Origin of the sequence: Streptococcus mitis (assembly GCF_003943905.1) — a bacterium.
Lineage (GTDB): Bacteria > Bacillota > Bacilli > Lactobacillales > Streptococcaceae > Streptococcus > Streptococcus mitis_BC.
The window spans coordinates 1-22,774 of sequence record NZ_RJNS01000001.1 but is presented as its reverse complement, the minus strand read 5'-3'; the positions used below and the strand labels follow the sequence as shown (position 1 = coordinate 22,774).

Here is a 22,774-nt window from a genome sequence, read left to right as displayed (position 1 = left end):
CATCTGAACTGCTTTTTTGCTATTCTGTTTCTTGGTTCTTTTCTTCAACCTTAACTGGAGCTGGTTCATAAGCTCGGATAATCTGAGCGACAACTGGATGGCGAACCACATCCTTGGCTGAAAAATGAACAAAGTCGATTTGGTGGATGTTCTTGAGTTTTTCTTGGGCATCAATCAAACCGGACTTGACATTACGTGGCAGGTCAATCTGACTGATATCCCCATTGACAATCATCTTCGAATTAAATCCTAAACGAGTCAGGAACATCTTCATCTGCATGATGGTCGTATTTTGTGCCTCATCGAGAATGACAAAGGCATCATCCAAGGTCCGACCACGCATATAGGCAAGGGGCGCGATTTCGATAATTTCACGCTCCATGAGACGAGTCGTTTGGTCTTTGCCGAGAATCTGATACAAGGCATCATAAACTGGTCGAAGATAAGGATCAACCTTCTCCTTAAGATCGCCCGGAAGAAATCCTAGACTCTCGCCAGCTTCCACTGCTGGACGAGTGAGGATAATTCGCTTGACTTGCCCACGTTTAAGGGCAGTTACTGCCAAAGTCACTGCAAGAAAGGTCTTCCCTGTCCCTGCAGGTCCGATTCCAAAGGTCACATCATGCTGTTTGACACTGTCCACATAAAGTTTTTGACCCAAGGTTTTGACACGGATCGGTTTCCCAGTATTGTCCTTGATAATTTCTTCTTCGTAAAGGGCGACAAACTTATCGATTTCATCGTTTTTGACCATGCTAATCGCAGTCACCACATCTGGCGTGCCAACGGTCATTCCTCGATTCACCAAGACCATCAAAGCCTGGATAACCTGACGGGCTTCCTCACAGGCAGTCTCTTCTCCCAAAACCTGCACAATCTCCGTACGAGCATGAATCACCACATCGAGCTCTTCTTCCATCAAACGAAGATGGCGCTCATTGGAACCAAAAAGATGGAACAAGTCATCTGGATGACTCAGTTGAATGTCTATTGAATGTTCCTTCAAATAAAGAACCTCTCTAATCCGTTTATTTCTTTTTATTATAGCAAAGAGAACAATAAAATACTAGCCTCATCTCATTGTCTCTAGTGTTCTAAGTATTCTTGCCAGATGGCGTCAAAGTCTCCTAGGTTAAAAGAGAAGCTGGCATGCTCCTCCAAAAAGCGACTCACCTCATCAAAATCATCTGTATGTTTTGGAAAAGCTGACTCTTCAAAAGCGAGGTCTGCCAAGATGGCTTTAGGGCTATTACTTTTAGGATTGCGCTCGGTCATGAGCCAAGTGTAAAATGATTTTCTCAATTCTTTCTCCTATCAAGAGTTTTTTGATGACACTTTTCTGATTCTTGAAAATTACTGGACTTAGCCTCTGAAACGTAGTGGTTTATAAAATCTGTTTTCGCATCTGTATAGCCGTCTCGATTGTGTTCAAATTTTTTCCACAAACTGAGTTTTAATTCCTGATACGCTTGGGCAATATCTGGATGCTGGCAGAGATAATCTCTAAAATAAATCTCGTCATGATCTCCCGTCATTCGCAAATGTAAATGAAAAACTTTCTCAGCAAATCCCTGCTCTGTATAGCCTTTATTTAGCGAAATCCTGTTAGGACTCTCCGACATCACTAGCCACCCATTCTTCACCAATAAATCCCTAACTCTTGCTAAATCCTCTATTTTACCTACTTCTAACAGAATATCAACGATATTTTTAGCCCAAATATTAGGGATAGCAGTGCTACCGATATGTTCTATTCTTTGAATAACATTTGCACCCAATATTTTTTCCAAATTTGTTTTTTCCAATTCATACCAGTCTTTCCACTCTGACTTGTGCTCTACTAGAAAAATAGGAAAAAGTTGCCAGAGTTCCTCTAAACTCATTTCTTCAAGTTTCTTTATCATGTCTATAAGGTTTAAATCAACTCTGTCCCAAACTGGTCTTGCTTGATTTTACCAGCCTTCATCAAGCCGCCGAGTGCTTTCTTGAACTGGCCTTTTGAGATGCCAAAGGTCGCCTTGATGTCCTCAGGGGATGACTTATCATTCAAGGTCATAAAACCGCCATTGCTTTCCAAGTAGGTCAAAATCATCTGAGCATCATTTTCCAACATTTCAAAGGAACGTGGTTTGAGGGATAGGTTCAAGGTACGATCCACCTCACGGAAACCGATAACACGCGCATCTAGCACTTGTCCCAAACGTGGCTCTGCATAGCGCTCACTTGGGTGGATAAAACCAAGCATGTTATTCTCTGGCAAGTAAACAAAGGTTCCTGACAGCTTGAGACGATATACAATGGCTGGCCAGTTTTGGTTCTGCATGTTGTTGTAGGCAGGACGAGCCAAACGTTGAAAGTCTTCCTGATAAGCCAAGAGTCCCCAGATTCGGTCTTTCTTGTCCACTTCAAGACGGATGTAAAGTTGATCACCTTTCTTTGGCCAGAGTTCCTTGAGCTCAGGGAGGATATCGAGTGACACAACGATTTCCTTATCAGGTAGACCTGTATCGACAAAGACACCCAAGTCCTTACGAACTTCCGTTACGGTTCCCCAACCAAATTGGTCCTGAGTGGCAGTCACTTCTAGAGTGGTCAAGCGGAGTTTTTGCTTCATATCCGAGTAGGCAAAACCTTTGACCGTGTCCCCTACTGTGTGTTGACCTTCTTCCTTAGCAAGAGCATAAGTCTGACCATCCTTTTGCACAAAGTAAAAACGGTCATTTTCATCGATGATGAGTCCAACGATAAAACTAGCAAGATTTGTATTCATATTTCCTTCTTTCGAATAAAACTCAGCCAGCAATGCCAACTGAGTTTTTCTGTTTAATTTTAGACTTCCAAAAGTTCTTTTTCTTTGTTGGCAGTCATGTCGTCAATGTGTTTCACAGCATCGTCTGTTACTTTTTGAATATCTTTTTCAAGAGTCTTCAATTCGTCTTCAGTGATTTCTTTTGCTTTTTCTTGCTTTTTAGCTTCGTCCATAGCGTCGCGGCGGATGTTACGGACAGCTACTTTAGCATTTTCACCGACCTTCTTCACTTCTTTGGCAAGGTCACGACGAGTCTCTTCTGTAAGAGCAGGGATAACCAAGCGGATCACAGAACCGTCATTAGCTGGTGTGATACCAAGGTCAGAAGCATTCAAGGCACGTTCGATGTCTTTCAATGAAGACTTGTCAAATGGTGTTACCAACAAGACACGCGCTTCTGGAATGGTGATAGAAGCGATTTGGTTAAGAGGAGTTTCTACTCCATAGTATTCTACATGTACACGGTCCAGCAAGCTTGCGTTGGCACGACCAGCACGGATACCTCCAAATTCACGAGCAAGTGAATGGTGAGACTGGGTCATTCTTTCTTTTGCTTTTTCTACAATTGCGTTAGCCATAATCTTTCTTATTCCTTTTCTTCGATATTGTTTGAAACTGTTGTTCCGATATTTTCACCAAATACGACACGTTTGATGTTTCCTGGTTGGTTCATATTGAAAACGACCAAGTCAATGTCGTTGTCCATTGAAAGGGTTGAAGCTGTTGAGTCCATGATACGAAGACCTTTGTTGATAACATCACGGTGAGTCAATTCTTCAAACTTAACGGCTGTCTTGTCTTTCTTAGGATCGGCATTGTAAACACCGTCGACACCATTTTTAGCCATAAGGATGGCATCTGCTTCGATTTCAGCTGCACGAAGTGCCGCTGTTGTATCGGTTGAGAAGTAAGGTGAACCAATTCCGGCACCAAAGATAACGATACGGCCTTTTTCAAGATGACGAAGGGCACGTCCACGTACGTAAGGCTCAGCCACTTGTTGCATAGAAATAGCTGTCTGCACACGCGTATCTACACCAACTTGCTGCAATGAATCTGCCATTACAAGAGCATTCATAACAGTCCCAAGCATTCCAGTGTAATCAGCCTGAACGCGGTCCATACCTGCCTCAGCAGCAGGTTCACCACGCCAGAGATTTCCTCCACCAATTACAAGGGCAATTTCGATCCCTAGACTATGAACTTCTTGAATCTCTTTTGCAATTTTTTGAACTGTTTGGATATCAATCCCTACGCCACGTTCGCCTGCAAGGGCTTCACCTGATAACTTGATTAAAATACGTTTATACTTGGGGTTCGCCATTTTTACTCTCCTTTTTTCATCCTACCTATTTTATCACAATTTCTAAGATTTTTATAGTATCATGAGCAATTCTTTCAAAAAAATTAGACAGTTAAAAATTCCCCTAAGTCAGCAAGAGCACGCTCTGCAATTTTTTCATAACGAGTCTTCTTATCACGGATACGCTCTCCTTCCAACTCCTTGATAATCCCAAAATTGACATTCATCGGTTGAAAATGTTTGCTGTCCGCATGGGTGATGTAATGAGCTAGACTTCCGATAGCTGTTGTTTCTGGGAAAATTGCCTCACTTTCTCTCTTAAAAAGACGAGCGGCGTTAATACCTGCAACTAAGCCTGATGCTGCTGACTCGACATAGCCTTCCACACCCGTCATCTGGCCAGCAAAGAAGAGATTGGGCTGTTTCTTAGAACGATAGGTTTGCTCAAGAAGATTTGGTGAATCCATGTAAGAATTGCGGTGCATGACCCCATAACGGACAAACTCAGCATTTTCAAGACCTGGAATCATTTGGAAAACACGCTTTTGCTCCCCCCATTTGAGGTGGGTTTGGAAACCAACGATATTGTAGAGGCTACCAGCCGCATTGTCCTGACGAAGCTGGACAACTGCATACGGTGTTTTGAACTCCCCGTCACGAGGGCCTGTATAATCGTCTGGATACTCTAAACCGACTGGTTTCATCGGACCATAAAGCATGGTTTTAATGCCACGCTTAGCCATGACTTCGATAGGCATACAACCTTCAAAGTACTTTTCTTTTTCAAACGAATTGAGCGGGGCTTCTTCCGCATTGACCAATGCTTCATGGAAATCCATAAATTCTTGCTTGGTCATAGGGGCATTGAGGTAGGCTGCTTCTCCCTTGTCATAACGAGACTTGAGATAGACCTTGCTCATATCGATGGTATTGACATCGATAATCGGCGCCGCCGCATCGTAGAAATAGAATCCATCCCCATCATTAAGGGCATGAATCTTTTCAGCTAGGGCGTCGCTGGTCAAAGGACCAGTAGCGACAACCGTAATAACATCTGTCGGTAATTCTGTAATTTCATCACGCACCACCTCAATCAAGGGATGGTTGGCTACTTTCTCGGTCACCATTTGAGAGAAACCGTCACGATCCACTGCAAGAGCTCCTCCTGCAGGAACACGAGTAGCCTCAGCAGATTCCAAGATGACCGAACCCAAGCGACGCATTTCTTCCTTGAGAAGCCCAACAGCATTGGTTAGAGCATCTCCACGAAGAGAATTGGAACAAACCAACTCTGCAAAATTGTCTGTTTTGTGCTGGGGTGTTGACTTGACACCACGCATTTCATAGAGTTTAACTGGAATACCACGTTCTGCAATTTGGTAGGCAGCTTCAGACCCCGCTAAACCTGCACCGATAACATTGATATAAGATTGAGACATAAGACTTTTTTACCATTATGAGAGTAAAATCCGAAGAGAACAATTCGCTCCTCCTTTTCTTAGCTATTAGTAACAGCCTCCCATAAGCTTTCTATAGATAATCACTCTTACTAGTATAACAAAAAAAGGGAAGAAGGCAAACTTCCCTGTTTAGTCATTTTCTTGATTTTTTTCCCATTCGTGGTAGGCTGCGTAGAGCTGACTTTTATTCCACTGGTGGAGTTTCGCAACTTCTTTAATAGCTTGATTTTTCTTCATGCCTTGCTGGATACGGGCTTGAATTTCTAAGAACAAGTCCTCCTCGCCCTTTTCCTCCACATCCTGACTAGCGCCTTCAACGATGAGAAGGCATTCGCCCTTGAGTGGCGTTTCAGCTATGTTTTCTAATAACTCAGAAATGGTACCTCGTTGGTATTCTTCATAGATTTTGGTCAATTCTCTGACCAAGACGACCGATCGATCGCCGTATACTGCTAGCATATTTTCTAGCGTATCCGCTACACGATGGGGCGATTCATAGAAAATTTGAGTTTCTGGATAGTCTTTTTTCGAGTCGAAAAATTGCTTTTGCTGGCCTGATTTTCTCGGTAAGAAACCGTAAAAGATATGTGGTTGTGGTGCTAGGCCACTGGCAATCAAGGCAGAAATTCCTGCAGAGGCTCCTGGAACAGTGACAATTGCAATCTCTTCCTCAATAGCTGCCTTAACCAAATCATGCCCAGGGTCCGAGATACTAGGCAGACCCGCATCAGAAACCTGAGCAATACTTTGTCCTGATTTCAAAAAATCAATCAAATCAGGAATTTTTTCCTTGGCATTGTGCTCGTGAAAACTGATCTGCTTGGTCGAAATGTCAAAATGTTTGAGCAAAAGTCCTGTATTGCGCGTGTCCTCAGCAGCAATCCAGTCCACCTCTTTCAGAGTCTGGATGGCACGAAAGGTCATATCATCTAGATTGCCAATTGGCGTTGCCACTAGGTAAAGCTTGCCATGGGGAGTTTGCCCCTTAAAACTTTTTTGAATCTGCATGCTTACTCCCTGTATAACAACTCGTCGCAGAACATACATTCCTCGTCCTGCTCTCGGCGTTGGCCGTAAAAATCATTACATACGTGAAACCCGTCTTTGTAGATTCGACGGACGCTTTCACGAACATGCTTGGCCTTAACAGGTGTATCTGCTTCTACCTCACCTAAGCGTTCGCGCAACTTACTATTTTCCAAGCGAAGAGCTGTATTTTCCTCTACCAAGCTCTTGAGATTTTTCTTGATGGCTTCCACATCGGCCAAGGTCACCAATAACTGTTGGGAAAAATCGTCCAGCGCATCAAATAATTCTTTCTTGTCCATAAACCAGCCCTTTCCTTTCTTTATTCTTCATTTTGAGTTTATATTTCTTTCAAGACCAGATAGTCCATGGCATTTTGAAAGCTAACATTGGCTTGCCACATTTTTCTAGCTTCTAGCAAATCTTGTAAAATCTGTCGAATCCTTGCTTGCAAGAGATCCTGTCCACAGAGGACTTCGAGGATTCGCAAAACCTGATCCTGTTTTTCCTTGTCATCTGCCAAGCTGGCTAATTTAGCAACTTGGAGATAACTTTCCTTTTTCTTAGCTAATAACCAGTTCAGCAGGCGTTCACTCTCATCCACCAAGGTCCAAAAACTTGCCTGATTTGCCAACTTTTCAGCTTCAGCTCGTGACTGACAAAACTGGGCCAAAAGAGTCGCTTTTTTCTTGACTAGACCAGCTTGCTCTAATTGATGGATGAGCTTTTTTTCTTGCTTTTTAAAATGGAAAATCTGCGTCCGACTTCGGATAGTTGGTAAAATCTTTTCCTCATCGCTAGTCAAGAAGAAAATGTAAACTTCACTCTGGGGTTCTTCGATGACCTTGAGCAGAGAATTAGCCGCGTTGGGATGCATTTTCTCTGCCTGCTCGATAATAAAAACCTGTTGTTGACTTTCAATCCCTGCTTGGGAAAACTGACCCACCAATTCCCGAATGCGTTCTGTCTTGATGACCTGATTGACTGGCTTGATTAAAGTAACATCGGGAAATTCTTCCTGTTCAATCAGCTTACAGTTTCGGCATTTCTCACACGGCAAAACGCCTACTTTATCCGTACAAAAGAGGCTCTTAGCCAAAAACTGCGCCATTTCCAAGCTTCCAAAGAAACCTGAAAAGAGATAGGCGTGATTGAGCTGGTCTTGTTCTAGGATACGGACAAAACGGTCAAACTGGTCTGGCTGCCAAGCCTTTAGTTGATCTTGTTTCATCTTGTCAAGCCCATTCTGTCAAACAAGACAGCCTTGGTCGTTTCCACAACTTGCTCCAAAGGAAGACTCGCATCAATCTTGACAATGCGATTTCCTTCTTTATCCAGAAGAGAAAGGTAGCCTTGACGGACTTTTTTATGCAAATCCAACCCTTCCAAGTCCAAACGATTGACCTCACGATCACTATTAGCAGCAATGCGAGCCAGCCCCTCTTCCACCTCAATGTCAAAATAAAGTGTCAAATCAGGTTTGAGGCCATCTGTCGCAAAGTGATTGAGCCAATCAATGGCATCAATATCCAAGCCACGGCCAAATCCCTGATAAGCAACAGAACTATCGATGAAGCGGTCCATAATGACCAGCTTGCCAGCTTCAAGTGCAGGCAGAACTTTTTCCACCAAGTGCTGTCTGCGACTGGCGATATAGAGAAGGAGTTCTGTCTTAGCATCCATCTGAGTATGACTTGGGTCCAAAATCACTTGACGAATCTTCTCCCCAATCAAGACTCCACCTGGCTCACGGGTCGTCAACACTTCTACTCCTTTTTCCTCTAAAATTGGGAGCAGAGCTTCTAAAACACTGGTCTTTCCTGCTCCCTCTGGTCCCTCAAGAGAGACTAAAAATCCTTTTGACATGTCTAACTCATTTCTTTTTTTCTATCTTCTATTCTATCAAAAAAATAGGTTTTTGTGACAATCTTTTTGTGTCTTCTCCATTCAATCAACCACAAAAGAGGCAGACAAAGCCACCTCTTATTTACCTAGTTCTTGTGTTCGTTTGTAAGATTGATGAACTGCGTCCATGACTGTACCTCTAAAGGCATGTTCTTCCAGACTTGCTACACCAGCGATAGTCGAACCACCTGGACTGCATACTTGGTCTTTCAAGACTCCAGGATGTTGCTGGCTTTCGAGAACCATTTGTCCAGCGCCAACAACTGTTTGGGCTGCCATTTTCAAGGCTGTTTCTCGTGGCAATCCTGTCTGAACACCTGCATCTGCCAAAGCCTCGATAAAGAGGTAGACAAAAGCTGGTCCACAACCTGCGAGACCTGTCGCCGCATCGATTAAGCCATCTCCCAGCTCAACCAAAAGACCAGCCTTGGCCAATAATTGACAAAAGAGTTCACCGTCGTCAGCACGACAATTTGCTGACATGGCATAACTAATCACTCCTCGACCGATAGCAACTGGAGTATTGGGCATGATGCGAATGATTCGGTGTTGACTTGGCAGAAGACTTGCCAGTTTTTCCAAAGTCAATCCAGCCGCCATGGAAATCAAAAGAAGACTCTCTCGTTTTTCAAGGATAGTCTGGTATTGAGAAAGCAAATCAGAAAATTGGGCTGGCTTAACACCTAGAAAAATCACATCTGCTTCTGCGAAGATTTCGTCATTGCTAGAAGCCTGACCACCAAAGTTGGCAATGAAAGCATCTACTTTTGCTTGACTACGATTGGCAAGGAGAATCTGAGCACCCGTCTTGGCCTGCACAACAGCCTTAGCCAAGCTAGCTCCCATATTCCCCAAACCGATAAATCCAATCTTCATCTCTTACTCCCTTATCTGTCCGTCACCAGTAACCACATACTTGTAGCTGGTCAACTCTTTCAAGCCCATAGGGCCACGCGCGTGCAGTTTTTGAGTAGAAATCCCCATTTCACAACCCAGACCAAATTGCCCACCATCAGTGAAACGCGTTGAGGCATTGACATAAACCGCTGCAGAGTCCACTTGATCTGTAAAGTAAGCTGCAGCTTCAGCATTTTCTGTCACAATGGCATCCGAATGATGGGTACTGTGGGCTTCAATATGCGCAACCGCTTCTTCTAAACTGCTCACAACTTTAACAGCTAGGACATAGTCTAAAAACTCAGTGTCAAAATCCTGAGCCTCAGCTGCTCGACCTGAAAGAAACTGACTTGCTTGGCTATCTAGACGGAATTGAATTGGTTCCTGTCCAGCTTCCTTACGCTCTGCAACCAGAACTTGTTCCAAGCGAGGAAGGAAACCTGCTGCCTTGTCTTCATGAACCAACAAAACCTCCATAGCATTGCAGACAGAAGGACGACTGGTTTTAGCATTGTTGATGATAGATAGAGCCTTGTCTTCATCGGCATCCTTATCCACATAGACATGAACAATTCCAGTTCCTGTCTCGATAACAGGTACGATAGCATTTTCAACCACCGCATTGATCAAGCCAGCCCCTCCACGAGGAATGAGAAGGTCCAGATAACCCTTGGCCTTCATCATGGCATAGCTACTTTCTCGACTGGTATCTTCTACTAGTTGAATCACATCAGGATGAATGGTAGTCGTCTCCAAGCCCTTCTTCAGAGCTGTGACAATAGCATGAGCTGTTTGGTAGGCGTCCTTGCCACTACGAAGAACAACCGCATTGCCACTCTTGAGAGCCAAAGCAGCTGCATCAGAAGTTACATTCGGACGACTTTCATAGATAATACCAATAACCCCCATGGCCACCCGTTTTTTGGTGATAACCAAGCCATTTTCAAGCTGACTTGTTTCTAGGACTTCACCGACAGGATCTGATAAAGCAACCACTTCACGAATCCCTCTTGCCATCGCTTCTATACGTCCCGCATCCAAATAAAGACGGTCTAGCATAACATCTGAGATTTTCCCCTTAGCCGCTTCCATATCGAGGGCATTTGCCACTAAAATTTCCTCAGTAGCTGCCAATAAATGATCTGCCATGGCTAGCAAGGCTTGGTTTTTCACTGCTTCACTGGCAGTATTGATTGATTTTTTAACAGCTTGTACTTGTTCAAATTGTTCTTGTGTACTTACCATCGTTCACCTCTAAAATTCTGTAAAAAGCAGCTGGATTTCAGGAGTGATGGAAATCCAGTCATCACGGTGAATCAAGACTCCCTTAGCCTTTTGAGAACGGAGCATATCTTCTAGGGCTGAGACACCAAATTGGACACGTCCCTTTCCAAGAGATTGACCTGTTTCTTTATCTGCTACTGTAACAATATCATGGTAAGAGAAGTTTCCTTCCACTTCTACCACACCTGATAAAAGGAGACTTTTTCCGTTTTTTGAAAGTGCTTCTGCAGCTCCACCATCTACCCAAATCGTTCCTTGACTTTGAGCATAGAAGGCTAGCCATTGTTTCTGAGTACGAAGGCCCTTCTCTTGCGCAACAAAGAAAGAACCATCCTTGGTCTCGTCCACTGCCTCAATCAGGGCATCTGATTTCATGGACGAGCAGATATAGACTGGCACACCCGACTCCGTCGCGATCGTAGCCGCTTTGATTTTTGTTAGCATCCCACCAGTTCCGTTTGAAGAACCTGCTCCACCAGCCATATCAATAATCTCACGATTGATAGTCTCGATTTTCTCAAGACGTTTAGCTGTTGAATCCGAATTAGGATTGCCAGTATAGAGACCGTCCACATCTGTCAAGAGAACTAAAAGGTCTGCTTGGACCATCGCTGCTACCTGGGCACTCAGAGTGTCATTGTCCCCAACCTTGAGCTCATCAATGACGACACTGTCATTTTCATTGATGATAGGAATTGCACCACGATGAAGCAATACGGACAAGGCCTGATGGGCATTCTTATAGCGACGTTTATCTACAAAATCATCCTGTGTCAGCAAAATTTGCGCAGAAACGATCTGGCGCATGAGGAGGTTGGTTGTGTACTCTTCTAGCAGCAATCCTTGGCCTACCGCAGCTGAAGCCTGCTTATCCGCAATCTTAGTCGGACGCTTTTTAAAACCCAAAGCACCAAATCCAGCAGCTACTGCCCCAGATGAAACCAAAATCAACTCATGTCCAGCTTCATGCAACATAGCTAATTGTTGGGTAATTACCTTTACTTTACTTCTTGATAAACTCCCGTCTTCGTTTGTTAAGGAGGAGGTCCCTACCTTAAAGACGATTCGTTTGTACTTCATATTCTCACTCCGATTCTTCATATTTATCCATTATAACATGAATGTTTTAAAATAGAAAAGACTTGAAATGAAAAAGGTTGAGACAAGGCATCTCAACTCTTTTATCTATTCTCAATTTTACGCAATCTTTCCAGCGTTTCTTTAAAAATCTCTGGAATATCTGCTGTGAACTCCAAGGTTTCACCTGTTCTCGGATGAGTAAAACCTAGAGTCTTTGCATGGAGAAACTGTCCATGTCCTTTCAAAGTCTTACGAGGACCATAGACTTCATCACCAGCGACTGGATGGCCAATATAAGCCATATGAACACGGATTTGGTGAGTACGCCCTGTTTCCAGTTGCAACTCTAGCAAACTATAATCTCCAAAGCGTTCCAAGACTTGAAAACGAGTCACTGCTGGCTTCCCTTTAGCAGTCACTGCCTGTTTCTTACGATCTTTTTCACTACGACCAATTGGAGCTTCAATCACACCACGATCATTGGGAAGATTACCATGAACAATCGCCCAGTATTTGCGGAGAGACTTCTTATCCTTGAGTTCTTGGGCAAGTGCTAAGTGGGCCTCATCATTCTTCGCAATCATGAGGAGACCAGATGTGTCCTTGTCAATGCGGTGAACGATACCCGGTCGGAGAACCCCATTGATACCTGACAAGTCTTTGATATGGTACATGAGGGCATTGACCAAGGTGCCACTGGTATGACCGGCGCTAGGATGAACTACCATACCCTGCGGTTTGTTAACAACGGCGACGTCCTCATCTTGGTAGATAATTTCCAGAGGAAGTTCCTCAGCAACATACTCCAAAACCTCTGGTTCTGGCACATGATAGGTGACGACATCCCCCTCTTGGACAGTGTATTTAGCTTTCTTGGCTTGGCCATTGACCAAAACTTGTCCAGCCTTGATTTGTTCATTAGCGAGACTACGTGACAATTCTGTAAGATCCGACAGGGCCTTGTCTAAACGTTGCCCACCAGTTTCAATTTTTATTTCCATTTACTTCCTCTTTAAGCATTGCAATCAATAAAACAATGACACCAACTGTCAAATAGCTGTCAGCCACATTGAAAATCGCAAAGTTGATAAAGTCTAGGTGAAACATATCCACCACAAAACCTTGACTCATTCTGTCGATAAAGTTGCCCAGACCTCCCGCGATTATCAAAGTCAGTCCAAAAACCAACCAGAGAGAATCCTCCATGTGTTTATGTAGATACCAAATGGCACCCACCATGACGACCAGTGTAATGACAGCAAATAACCACTGCTGATCTTGCAGCATGGAGAAGGCTGCTCCTCTATTTTGCAGATAGGTCAAGCTAACGAGATTGGGGATCCACGAACGAACTTCACCTAGTGGAATCTGCTGGACAACATAGGCTTTAACCCACTGATCCAACCCAATCAAAAGCAGTACAATGACTGCTACTATTCCTCTTTTTTTCATGATTTCCTCTTCTGATCAAAATATTCTTGCATAACCTCAACGAAAAGAGTCCCAGCTTGACTAAGTTCCACTTCTTCCCGTTTGACATAGACCATGCGGTTATCTAGATTATCCTTGAGACGAATGACTGTGATGCCATTAACACTGTCACTATCTAAAAACCCAGATCCAGTCGCATAAGCATCCGTCCGCTCCAAAATACCATTCAAAGTAGCACGATCCGTCACATTGAACATCTGCGAGCTTGCGCTTGTGTCGACAAAGTTCTCTGAATAGTATAGATACTCATCCTTTTCCTGAGTAAAACGAACCGTTGGCAGATCCGCTAAATCCTCCATGACCAATTCCTCTTTCTGTGCTAAAGGATGCCCTTCACGAAGATAAATGTGAGTCTGGAAAGGAATTAGTTCAATAACTTCTAAACCAAGCTTTTCAACCCGTTGCATGATGCCCTTTTTATTTTGGTTGTTGAGGTAGATAATCCCAATCTCACTATGTCCTTGAGCCACTTCGTCTAAAATTTGAACTGTAGTAGACTCAAAAATACGAAAGTTCTTATAATCAGGATAACGTTCTGAAAAAGCCGTAATGGTTGGTGGCAAGAAGTCATAGTGCTGACTGGCAATGGAAAATTCATCCTTTTCTTCCTCAGGATTGGCATACTGATTTTGAAAAACATCAAAGCCTTTGACCAATTCTTGCGCTTTCTCATAAAATTCCATTCCACGACGAGTCAAAAATGTTCCCGAACTCGTCCGACGGAAAATCTTAAAACCAAGCTCTTTTTCCAAATCGCGCACAGAAATAGACAGACTTGGTTGACTAACATACATCTTTTCAGCAGCTTCACGGAAAGTACCACTATTGGCAATGGCCACAACATAGCGTAATTGTTGAATGTTCATCTTTTACCCCTAACTTCTCTATCTGTTCATTATACCATATTTCAGAAATTTTCCACAAAGGAAAAAGAATATTCATCATAAAATCTAACTATACTAGGCTTAATAAATTGATGGGTATCAAAACAAAAAAATAGGCTCTCCGAAAACTCGGAAAGCCTTATTTTATGCTACTTGTAGCTTCCTCGCCTTTTCATTTTAAGGCTCGGGATAAAAAGGTTCACTGAACCTTTTTATTTTGCGATTGGGTAAACAGAAACTTGTTTTTTATCGCGTCCTTTACGTTCAAAGCGTACTATGCCTTCAACTTTAGCGAACAAAGTATCGTCTCCACCACGTCCAACGTTTACACCTGGATAGATGTGTGTACCACGTTGACGGTAAAGGATTGATCCACCTGTTACAGTTTGTCCGTCAGCTGCTTTAGCTCCAAGACGTTTCGCTTGTGAATCACGTCCGTTTGATGTAGAACCTCCACCTTTTTTGTGGGCGAAAAGTTGCAAGTTGTTAAGAGTCATTTTTAACATAATGTTTTCCTCCGTGTTAGTTTTCTGTGATAACTCTGGTTTGGACGAACTCAGAAGAGTTCTCCGATAAATTTGCCATACCTAAGAAAAATGATTCAAAGAATAACTGGGTCATTTCTCTCTGGTGCGAAGGAAGATCCGCTGGTATTTCAACCTTTAGATAGCCACCTTCATCTTCGTTTAATTCTAAGATTGGTTCATAGCCTGCAAATTTCTCAATGGAATTGATAAAGTTAATGGCAAGCGTAGAAACCGATGCACACACGACATCTAAGCCGTATTCGCCACTTTCGGCGTGTCCAGTAATTTCCGCACTCCTCAGCTCGCCATCTTCGGCTCTCTCAAAGACTGCTTGTATCATGTGTTCTCCTTAAAATTAAGCGTTGATCGCGTTGATGACAACTTTTGTATATGGTTGACGGTGACCTTGTTTACGGTGGCTACCTTTTTTAGGTTTGTACTTGTAAGTAACAACTTTCTTTTGTTTTCCTTGTTTTTCAACAGTTCCAACTACAGTAGCTCCAGCAACAAGTGGAGTTCCGACAACAGTGTTTTCACCACCAACAAGAACAACTTCGTTAAAAGTAACTTCTTGACCAGCTTCAACGTTCAATTTTTCAACGTAAACTGCTTGACCAACTTCAACTTTAACTTGTTTTCCGCCAGTTTTGATAATTGCGTATGTGCTCATTATGCACCTCCTATGATTTTTAGGGTTTCCCCGTATTTTTGTGAAGACTCGCCTAGCATCGTGGGACGAACCACTTAAAAGAAGAGCTCTAAGTATAACAAAGTTTAAATTTTGTATACGACGAGCAACGATGTTCGTGCGGTTGCACAGGACTGTGCATAGTCAACTCTTCAAGTATAGCATATCTTCTTTTTTCTTACAAGTAAAATCAATCAAATTTAAGCTTTTTCTTTCCCTTTTTTCCTCCAAGAAGCAAAAAGCATGCTGAAGTAAAAGATACTCATCATAAGAGGGATACCTAGAATTGTCTTCTCCTGATAGTAAATCGTCAAATAAGCCGAAAAAATGACTCCAAAGACAAAACTGCTAAGCAAGCTAACAAAAATCAAGCCCTCTCGTAGGAAAAGCGTATGTTTGGTCCGAAAATAATCCCCAAAAGCTAACATGGTTCGTTTGATATTCCCTGTCATAAAAGCATTATTATAGGCAATACCTGACACTTCTCCAAAAGCAGTTGTCACCAATCCCATACAAAAGGCCAATGGAGGTACGAGATAGATATTATCAACCGTTTGCGGCACAAAGCCTATAATTAGGGACAGGACTGCAAGTGGAATCAAGGATAAAATCGGTTTTTTAACAATTCGAAGTTTTTCCTTATACAATGTCAGAAAAAAGACACCCATCATAAAGGACAACAAGGTCATTACTTTAGCACTAGCATCCGAGACATTCTGCTGAATGAGTCCTACAGAAAGAAAAACCACATTTCCAGTTTGGCCTGCTACTAGGGTATTCCCTCGCACGATAAAGGTATAAGCATCGACATATCCTGCACAAAAGGTTAAAAAAAGCGCTAGTCTCTTAGACTGACGTGATATTTTTCTTATTGGTAATAATCTCATTTTCTCCCCCTTCTCATTTCATCTACTTATCTAAATATTGTACCACTTTCTCCAAGAAATGCGTAGTCCATTTGAAAATTTTTACCATCTGTTGGATAGTCCTTCTTTTCTATGTTATAATGAAGGAAGGATTTAAAGTCGGAAAAGGAGTATCTATGCTTAAATTAGGTGTTATCGGAACTAGTGCTATCAGTCATCACTTCATAGAAGCAGCCCATGCCAGTGGAGAATACCAGCTGGTCGCTGTCTACTCTAGAAAACTAGAAACTGCAGCAACCTTTGCTTCTCGCTATCAAGATATCCAGCTCTTTGATCAATTAGAAGACTTCTTCAAGAGCTCCTTTGACGTAGTTTATATCGCCAGTCCAAACTCCTTGCATTTTGTTCAGGCAAAAACTGCAATATCTGCTGGTAAACACGTCATTCTTGAAAAGCCAGCTGTCACTCAACCACAAGAATGGCTAGTTTTGGTTCAAACGGCTAAGGAAAATCACTGTTTTATCTTTGAAGCAGCTCGTAATTACCACGAAGAAGCTTTTACTACTATCAAAAACTTTTTAACAGACAAGCAAGTGTTGGGAGCAGATTTCAATTATGCCAAGTATTCTTCCAAGATGCCTGACTTGTTGGCGGGGCATACGCCCAATGTCTTTTCAGACCGTTTTGCTGGCGGAGCTCTTATGGACTTGGGGATTTATCCTCTCTACGCTGCCGTTCGCCTCTTTGGAAAAGCTCAGGATGCAACCTATCAGGCGCAACAGCTTGAAAATAGCATTGACCTAAATGGCGACGGTATCCTCTTCTACCCAGAATTTCAAGTTCATATCAAGGCTGGAAAAAACATCACTTCCAATCTTCCTTGCGAGATTTATACAGCAGATGGAACCTTGACACTCAACACGATTGAACATGTCCACTCAGTTATTTTTACCGACCACCGAGGAAATCAAGTCCAACTCCCTATCCAACAGGCTCCTCATACGATGACTGAGGAAGTCGCAACATTTGCACAGATGATCCAGCAACCAGACCAGACGCTCTACCAGAACTGGCTGGATGATGCAGGTTCTGTTCATGACCTATTATATACCATGCGCCAGTCTGCTGGCATTAGATTTGAGGCAGAAAAATGAAAACCAAACTACCTACTGAATGGCAAGAACTAAGTGAACGACTCGGTTTCCAAGAATTCACCCCCATTCAAGCTCAACTATTTGAGCCCATTCTTACTGGAGAAAACCTCCTAGGAGTGAGCCCAACAGGAACTGGTAAGACCCTAGCTTACCTCCTGCCAAGTCTTCTCAGACTACAAAAGAAAAAAGCCCAGCAACTCTTGATTCTAGCACCAAATACAGAACTAGCTGGACAGATTTTTGAAGTGTGTAAAACGTGGGCAGAAGCCATCGGTTTGACTGCTCAGCTCTTCCTATCAGGTTCAAGTCAGAAACGTCAGATTGAACGCCTAAAAAAAGGACCAGAAATTCTAATTGGAACTCCTGGCCGTATCTTTGAGTTGATTAAATTGAAAAAAATCAAGATGATGAATGTCGAAACCATCATTCTAGATGAATTTGACCAATTGCTCGATTATTCTCAGATTCACTTTGTCGAAAAAATCACTCACTACGCACCTCGTGACCACCAACTCATCTACATGAGTGCGACGACCAAGTTTGACCAAGAGAAGATTGTACCAAACACGCGCACCATTGATCTCTCTGATCAAAAACTGGACAACATTCAACACTTCTACATGCAGGTAGACCAACGTCACCGAGTGGACATGCTACGAAAATTAGCTCATGTAGAGGATTTCCGCGGACTAGTTTTCTTTAATAGCCTATCAGATCTTGGAAGTGCGGAGGAAAAACTACAGTATCGTGATGTCTTGGCTGTCTCCCTCGCTAGTGATGTCAATGTTAAATTTCGAAAAGTTATCTTGGAAAAGTTTAAGAACAAGCAACTAACTCTTCTTCTTGCAACAGACCTTCTGGCACGTGGAATTGATATCGATAGCCTAGAATGTGTTATAAACTTTGATGTTTCTAGAGATATCGAAACCTACACTCACCGCGCTGGCCGTGCAGGTCGCATGGGTAAAGAGGGCTATGTTATCACTCTCGTAACCCATCCTGAAGAACTTAAAAAACTCAAGAAATTCGCAAGTGTACGTGAAATTGTTCTAAAAAATCAAGAACTCTATATCAAATAAGGTTGGCATTCGCCAACCTTTTTCTTATTCCCAAGTAATTTCTAGTTGATAGCTGGCAAAAGGATGTCCCTCTTGATTTTGTAGTTGATAGGCTAGCTCAATCTTTTGCCCATCCAGTTTGTAGTGACCCGTTTGAATGATAAACTCCTGCATCCCCATTGGAGTAGGAATATAGGCTAAACTATCACTATCCCTTAGAAAACGCATGATGGTCTTGGGACTCGAGAAACGGGTCATCACCAGTTCTTCTTCATGAAACTTGAGAACCACTTTTTCCTTTTCCTCATTGTAGAAAAGCAGATAGCTATAATCTCCCTTTTCACGCACTTCCACGTCATAGAGCTGGTCAATCACTTCCAACTGTTCATCAAACTGAATCCTATTTCGCATCCGAATCTTCACATCAAATCCTCTTTCTTCTCTCTTGTTCTACTATTTTACCAAAAAGAGCAGGATTTTGCTATAATGGTCATATGAACGAAAAAGTATTCCGTGACCCAGTTCACAACTATATCCATGTAAACAATCAGGTCATCTATGACTTGATCAATACAAAAGAATTTCAACGTCTGCGCCGTATCAAGCAACTAGGAACTTCCAGTTATACCTTCCATGGTGGGGAGCACAGCCGCTTCTCCCACTGTTTGGGGGTTTATGAGATTGCACGACGTATCACGGAGATTTTTGAAGAAAAATATCCTGAAGAATGGGATCCTGCTGAGTCTCTCTTGACTATGACTGCTGCTCTCCTACATGACCTTGGGCATGGTGCCTACTCCCATACTTTTGAACATCTCTTTGATACAGATCATGAGGCCATTACTCAGGAAATCATCCAAAGCCCTGAAACAGAGATTCACCAAGTCCTGCTTCAAGTAGCGCCAGATTTTCCAGAAAAGGTGGCCAGTGTCATTGACCACACCTATCCTAACAAGCAGGTCGTGCAACTCATTTCTAGCCAGATTGATGCGGATCGCATGGACTATCTCTTGCGTGACTCTTATTTTACAGGAGCATCTTACGGAGAATTTGACCTGACTCGAATTCTCCGAGTGATTCGTCCTATCGAAAATGGTATCGCCTTTCAACGCAATGGCATGCATGCCATTGAAGACTATGTTCTCAGTCGCTACCAGATGTATATGCAGGTTTATTTTCACCCAGCAACACGCGCCATGGAAGTTCTCCTACAGAATCTCCTCAAACGCGCCAAGGAACTCTTTCCTGAAGACAAGGACTTCTTTGCACGAACTTCCCCACATTTGTTACCTTTTTTTGAAAAGAGAGTTACCCTATCTGACTATCTGGCTCTTGATGATGGCGTGATGAATACCTACTTCCAACTCTGGATGACCAGTCCTGACAAGATTCTCGCAGACTTGTCGCAGCGCTTTGTCAACCGTAAGGTCTTCAAATCCATTACTTTTTCTCAAGAAGATCAAGACCGACTCGCAACCATGAGACAACTGGTTGAAGACATCGGATTTGATCCCGACTACTACACAGCCATTCATAAGAACTTTGACCTTCCTTATGATATCTATCGTCCCGAATCTGAAAATCCACGGACACAGATTGAGATTCTACAGAAAAATGGAGATCTGGCAGAACTCTCTAGCCTGTCTCCTATCGTTCAATCCCTTGCTGGCAGTCGCCACGGAGATAATCGTTTCTATTTCCCAAAAGAAATGTTGGACCAAAACAGTATCTTCGCAAGCATTACCCAGCAATTTTTACACTTGATTGAGAACGATCATTTTACCCCAAATAAGAACGAATAGAGGAAATATATGAGTATTAAACTAATCGCCGTCGATATCGATGGTACCCTAGTAAACAGTAAAAAGGAGATCACTCCGGAAGTCTTTTCTGCCATTCAAGACGCCAAACAAGCTGGTGTCAAAGTCGTCATTGCAACTGGTCGCCCTATCGCAGGTGTTGCCAAACTTCTGGATGACTTGCAATTGAGAGACGATGGTGACTATGTGGTAACCTTCAACGGTGCCCTTGTCCAAGAGACTGCTACTGGTCATGAGATTATCAGCGAATCCTTGACCTATGAGGATTATCTGGATATGGAATTTCTCAGTCGCAAGCTCGGTGTCCACATGCACGCTATTACCAAGGACGGTATCTATACTGCCAATCGCAATATCGGAAAATACACGGTGCATGAATCAACCCTCGTCAACATGCCTATCTTTTACCGCACTCCTGAAGAAATGGATGGCAAGGAAATCGTCAAGTGTATGTTTATCGATGAACCAGCGATTCTCGATGCTGCGATTGAAAAAATCCCAGCAGAATTTTACGAACGCTACTCCATCAACAAATCTGCTCCTTTCTACCTTGAGCTCCTTAAAAAGAATGTAGACAAGGGTTCAGCCATCACTCACCTAGCTGAAAAACTCGGATTAACCAAAGATGAAACCATGGCGATCGGTGACGAAGAAAATGACCGCACCATGCTCGAAGTCGTTGGTAACCCAGTTGTTATGGAAAATGGAAATCCAAAACTCAAAAAAATTGCCAAATACATCACTAAAACAAATGACGAATCTGGCGTCGCCCATGCCATCCGTACGTGGGTATTGTAGCAAAAGGTAAGAATAGACGAAAACCGCTCAGCAGAGCGGTTTTTGTATGAATATATCACAATGAGAGTAAATCAATAAATTGAATTGCAGTTGTACAGTTACTTAAATCTTGAGAGTACAAAAACGTTCTAGAGATATTTTGGATGTTGCAAACGGTTGTACAGTTACTTAAATCTTGAGAGTACAAAAACCAAGGTCTAATATACAATGAAGGTGAGGCTGTTGTACAGTTACTTAAATCTTGAGAGTACAAAAACCAAGACAAGTATGACTCTACTGTGAAGATTGTTGTACAGTTACTTAAATCTTGAGAGTACAAAAACTGGAGATGTCCACTTTGTTATATTTTATCTGTTGTACAGTTACTTAAATCTTGAGAGTACAAAAACAGACGATTTCATATTTCATGGCAAAGAGTTGTTGTACAGTTACTTAAATCTTGAGAGTACAAAAACGAAAAACTTTTCTGAACTAGTTTGAAACATGTTGTACAGTTACTTAAATCTTGAGAGTACAAAAACCAGGCTATAGAGCTTCATATAAACCTTCTAGTTGTACAGTTACTTAAATCTTGAGAGTACAAAAACGCACTTTTACAACAGGGAAATCGGTTTGGAGTTGTACAGTTACTTAAATCTTGAGAGTACAAAAACCACTCTTTTTCTCTGGCTGGATATGAAAAGTTGTACAGTTACTTAAATCTTGAGAGTACAAAAACATAATGTCAGTATTCTTTAAAAGAAGTTCTGTTGTACAGTTACTTAAATCTTGAGAGTACAAAAACTAAGGTTTCCAAGGTTTACATTTATCATCTGTTGTACAGTTACTTAAATCTTGAGAGTACAAAAACTGTTCGTAGCCCTCACGATATTTCATTGAAGTTGTACAGTTACTTAAATCTTGAGAGTACAAAAACAACAGACGGCATCGCACCAACAATCAGAGCGTTGTACAGTTACTTAAATCTTGAGAGTACAAAAACCGGAAGACACAATTGAGAGGAGGGTTTACAGTTGTACAGTTACTTAAATCTTGAGAGTACAAAAACCCTATAATGTATTATACACTATTTTATCTAGTTGTACAGTTACTTAAATCTTGAGAGTACAAAAACTTAACAATGTATAACCATTGTGTTTCTCATGTTGTACAGTTACTTAAATCTTGAGAGTACAAAAACTGTTGGAAGAGTCCAGAGGGGCGGTTTAAGGTTGTACAGTTACTTAAATCTTGAGAGTACAAAAACGCGCTAACGAATACATAAAAAATTATGGTGGTTGTACAGTTACTTAAATCTTGAGAGTACAAAAACGCTTACCCTCAAAGGTTGCCCCAATAACAAGGTTGTACAGTTACTTAAATCTTGAGAGTACAAAAACAGACTGGAAATGCTTTAAACTCTCAATCAAGTTGTACAGTTACTTAAATCTTGAGAGTACAAAAACACGGAGAAGTTACCTTTTTAAATGCGAAGCGTTGTACAGTTACTTAAATCTTGAGAGTACAAAAACCAGTCTGCATTTGGATCATTCCATTAGTCGGTTGTACAGTTACTTAAATCTTGAGAGTACAAAAACAAAGGATGTGATTGACTATCGGACTAGGGAGTTGTACAGTTACTTAAATCTTGAGAGTACAAAAACAACAAGGGGGTGCAGTCTTTGACCCAGAATGTTGTACAGTTACTTAAATCTTGAGAGTACAAAAACAAGTAAGGGAGAGAT

At 42.2% G+C, this 22,774-nt stretch carries 26 protein-coding genes, 1 pseudogene, 1 CRISPR repeat array and 1 other annotated feature; of the genes and pseudogenes, 5 read left to right on the top strand and 22 right to left on the bottom strand.

Annotated features, from left to right (window positions below):
- Nucleotides 1-19 precede the first annotated feature (19 nt).
- From D8854_RS00135 to D8854_RS00055, 17 genes are all read right to left on the bottom strand, one after another.
- On the bottom strand, nt 20-1,006 hold the full coding sequence (locus D8854_RS00135; RefSeq protein WP_000658201.1) for a PhoH family protein: 987 nt from the start codon (nt 1,004-1,006) through the stop codon (nt 20-22).
- Nucleotides 1,007-1,086: 80 nt separating this feature from the next.
- Nucleotides 1,087-1,302, bottom strand: coding sequence for a YozE family protein (locus D8854_RS00130; RefSeq protein WP_001232084.1), 216 nt, complete (start codon nt 1,300-1,302; stop codon nt 1,087-1,089).
- The gene (locus D8854_RS00125) at nt 1,299-1,904 is read right to left on the bottom strand and encodes a GrpB family protein (RefSeq protein ID WP_125448834.1); all 606 of its coding nucleotides are present in this window, start codon (nt 1,902-1,904) and stop codon (nt 1,299-1,301) included. The genes D8854_RS00130 and D8854_RS00125 overlap by 4 nt, the downstream gene beginning before the upstream one ends.
- Nucleotides 1,905-1,915: 11 nt before the next feature.
- Nucleotides 1,916-2,770, bottom strand: a complete 855-nt coding sequence (cvfB, locus tag D8854_RS00120) for an RNA-binding virulence regulatory protein CvfB (protein WP_125448832.1) — start codon at nt 2,768-2,770, stop codon at nt 1,916-1,918.
- Between the two features lie 59 nt (nt 2,771-2,829).
- Nucleotides 2,830-3,387, bottom strand: a complete 558-nt coding sequence (gene frr, locus D8854_RS00115; RefSeq protein ID WP_001262231.1) for a ribosome recycling factor — start codon at nt 3,385-3,387, stop codon at nt 2,830-2,832.
- A gap of 8 nt (nt 3,388-3,395) precedes the next feature.
- A complete protein-coding gene (gene pyrH / locus D8854_RS00110; RefSeq protein WP_000002990.1) occupies nt 3,396-4,133 on the bottom strand; it encodes a UMP kinase in 738 nt (245 codons plus the stop codon).
- An 83-nt stretch (nt 4,134-4,216) separates the two neighbouring features.
- Nucleotides 4,217-5,551 carry a methylenetetrahydrofolate--tRNA-(uracil(54)-C(5))-methyltransferase (FADH(2)-oxidizing) TrmFO gene (gene trmFO / locus D8854_RS00105; protein ID WP_125448830.1) on the bottom strand — a complete coding sequence of 445 codons (1,335 nt, stop codon included), beginning with the start codon at nt 5,549-5,551 and terminating at the stop codon, nt 4,217-4,219.
- 150 nt (nt 5,552-5,701) lie between these two features.
- A complete protein-coding gene (gene rsmI / locus D8854_RS00100) occupies nt 5,702-6,580 on the bottom strand; it encodes a 16S rRNA (cytidine(1402)-2'-O)-methyltransferase (RefSeq protein ID WP_125448828.1) in 879 nt (292 codons plus the stop codon).
- Between the two features lie 2 nt (nt 6,581-6,582).
- The gene (gene yabA / locus D8854_RS00095) at nt 6,583-6,900 is read right to left on the bottom strand and encodes a DNA replication initiation control protein YabA (RefSeq protein ID WP_000358229.1); all 318 of its coding nucleotides are present in this window, start codon (nt 6,898-6,900) and stop codon (nt 6,583-6,585) included.
- A gap of 38 nt (nt 6,901-6,938) precedes the next feature.
- Nucleotides 6,939-7,829, bottom strand: coding sequence for a DNA polymerase III subunit delta' (locus D8854_RS00090; RefSeq protein ID WP_125448826.1), 891 nt, complete (start codon nt 7,827-7,829; stop codon nt 6,939-6,941).
- A complete protein-coding gene (tmk, locus tag D8854_RS00085) occupies nt 7,826-8,464 on the bottom strand; it encodes a dTMP kinase (RefSeq protein WP_125448824.1) in 639 nt (212 codons plus the stop codon). The genes D8854_RS00090 and tmk overlap by 4 nt, the downstream gene beginning before the upstream one ends.
- Before the next feature lie 117 nt (nt 8,465-8,581).
- Nucleotides 8,582-9,379 (bottom strand): pyrroline-5-carboxylate reductase, encoded by a 798-nt coding sequence (proC, locus tag D8854_RS00080; protein WP_125448822.1) that lies wholly within the window; start codon nt 9,377-9,379, stop codon nt 8,582-8,584.
- Between the two features lie 3 nt (nt 9,380-9,382).
- Nucleotides 9,383-10,645, bottom strand: coding sequence for a glutamate-5-semialdehyde dehydrogenase (locus D8854_RS00075; RefSeq protein WP_125448820.1), 1,263 nt, complete (start codon nt 10,643-10,645; stop codon nt 9,383-9,385).
- Between the two features lie 9 nt (nt 10,646-10,654).
- Nucleotides 10,655-11,764: a glutamate 5-kinase gene (proB, locus tag D8854_RS00070; protein ID WP_221762892.1), complete on the bottom strand. Its 1,110-nt coding sequence runs from the start codon at nt 11,762-11,764 to the stop codon at nt 10,655-10,657.
- A gap of 101 nt (nt 11,765-11,865) precedes the next feature.
- Entirely contained in the window at nt 11,866-12,765 is a 900-nt protein-coding gene (locus tag D8854_RS00065) for an RluA family pseudouridine synthase (protein ID WP_125448816.1), read from the bottom strand.
- The gene (gene lspA / locus D8854_RS00060) at nt 12,749-13,216 is read right to left on the bottom strand and encodes a signal peptidase II (RefSeq protein WP_000745694.1); all 468 of its coding nucleotides are present in this window, start codon (nt 13,214-13,216) and stop codon (nt 12,749-12,751) included. Before lspA ends, D8854_RS00065 begins: the two co-directional genes overlap by 17 nt.
- Nucleotides 13,213-14,121, bottom strand: a complete 909-nt coding sequence (locus tag D8854_RS00055) for a LysR family transcriptional regulator (RefSeq protein WP_001025717.1) — start codon at nt 14,119-14,121, stop codon at nt 13,213-13,215. Before D8854_RS00055 ends, lspA begins: the two co-directional genes overlap by 4 nt.
- On the opposite strand from D8854_RS00055, the pseudogene D8854_RS09865 reads away from it, so the two are divergent.
- Nucleotides 14,114-14,188 (top strand): annotated as a pseudogene (locus D8854_RS09865) (AraC family transcriptional regulator); the annotation flags it as partial. The gene D8854_RS00055 and the pseudogene D8854_RS09865 sit on opposite strands and share 8 nt — an antisense overlap.
- Nucleotides 14,189-14,351: 163 nt before the next feature.
- On the opposite strand, the gene rpmA reads toward D8854_RS09865, so the two are convergent.
- From rpmA to D8854_RS00030, 4 genes are all read right to left on the bottom strand, one after another.
- Nucleotides 14,352-14,645, bottom strand: a complete 294-nt coding sequence (gene rpmA, locus D8854_RS00050) for a 50S ribosomal protein L27 (RefSeq protein WP_125448814.1) — start codon at nt 14,643-14,645, stop codon at nt 14,352-14,354.
- Between the two features lie 16 nt (nt 14,646-14,661).
- On the bottom strand, nt 14,662-15,006 hold the full coding sequence (locus D8854_RS00045) for a ribosomal-processing cysteine protease Prp (protein ID WP_000613697.1): 345 nt from the start codon (nt 15,004-15,006) through the stop codon (nt 14,662-14,664).
- Nucleotides 15,007-15,021: 15 nt separating this feature from the next.
- Entirely contained in the window at nt 15,022-15,336 is a 315-nt protein-coding gene (gene rplU / locus D8854_RS00040; protein WP_000109141.1) for a 50S ribosomal protein L21, read from the bottom strand.
- A 34-nt stretch (nt 15,337-15,370) separates the two neighbouring features.
- Nucleotides 15,371-15,490 (bottom strand) — a sequence feature (ribosomal protein L21 leader region).
- Between the two features lie 64 nt (nt 15,491-15,554).
- Complete coding sequence (locus D8854_RS00030) at nt 15,555-16,241, bottom strand: YoaK family protein (RefSeq protein ID WP_125448812.1); 687 nt, start codon at nt 16,239-16,241, stop codon at nt 15,555-15,557.
- 155 nt (nt 16,242-16,396) lie between these two features.
- On the opposite strand from D8854_RS00030, the gene D8854_RS00025 reads away from it, so the two are divergent.
- Together D8854_RS00025 and D8854_RS00020 are read left to right on the top strand one after the other, a co-directional pair.
- Nucleotides 16,397-17,374, top strand: a complete 978-nt coding sequence (locus tag D8854_RS00025) for a Gfo/Idh/MocA family protein (RefSeq protein WP_125448810.1) — start codon at nt 16,397-16,399, stop codon at nt 17,372-17,374.
- Nucleotides 17,371-18,453 carry a DEAD/DEAH box helicase gene (locus D8854_RS00020; RefSeq protein ID WP_125448808.1) on the top strand — a complete coding sequence of 361 codons (1,083 nt, stop codon included), beginning with the start codon at nt 17,371-17,373 and terminating at the stop codon, nt 18,451-18,453. The genes D8854_RS00025 and D8854_RS00020 overlap by 4 nt, the downstream gene beginning before the upstream one ends.
- A gap of 24 nt (nt 18,454-18,477) precedes the next feature.
- On the opposite strand, the gene D8854_RS00015 is transcribed toward D8854_RS00020, so the two are convergent.
- Nucleotides 18,478-18,855 (bottom strand): DUF1934 domain-containing protein, encoded by a 378-nt coding sequence (locus D8854_RS00015; protein ID WP_125448806.1) that lies wholly within the window; start codon nt 18,853-18,855, stop codon nt 18,478-18,480.
- Between the two features lie 71 nt (nt 18,856-18,926).
- Here D8854_RS00015 and D8854_RS00010 point away from each other — a divergent pair, with 71 nt between their 5' ends.
- A complete protein-coding gene (locus D8854_RS00010) occupies nt 18,927-20,234 on the top strand; it encodes an HD domain-containing protein (protein WP_125448225.1) in 1,308 nt (435 codons plus the stop codon).
- Between the two features lie 9 nt (nt 20,235-20,243).
- Nucleotides 20,244-21,050, top strand: a complete 807-nt coding sequence (yidA, locus tag D8854_RS00005; RefSeq protein WP_125448804.1) for a sugar-phosphatase — start codon at nt 20,244-20,246, stop codon at nt 21,048-21,050.
- 89 nt (nt 21,051-21,139) lie between these two features.
- Nucleotides 21,140-22,759: a CRISPR direct-repeat array (repeat unit 36 nt; unit sequence GTTGTACAGTTACTTAAATCTTGAGAGTACAAAAAC).
- Between the last annotated feature and the right edge of the window lie 15 nt (nt 22,760-22,774).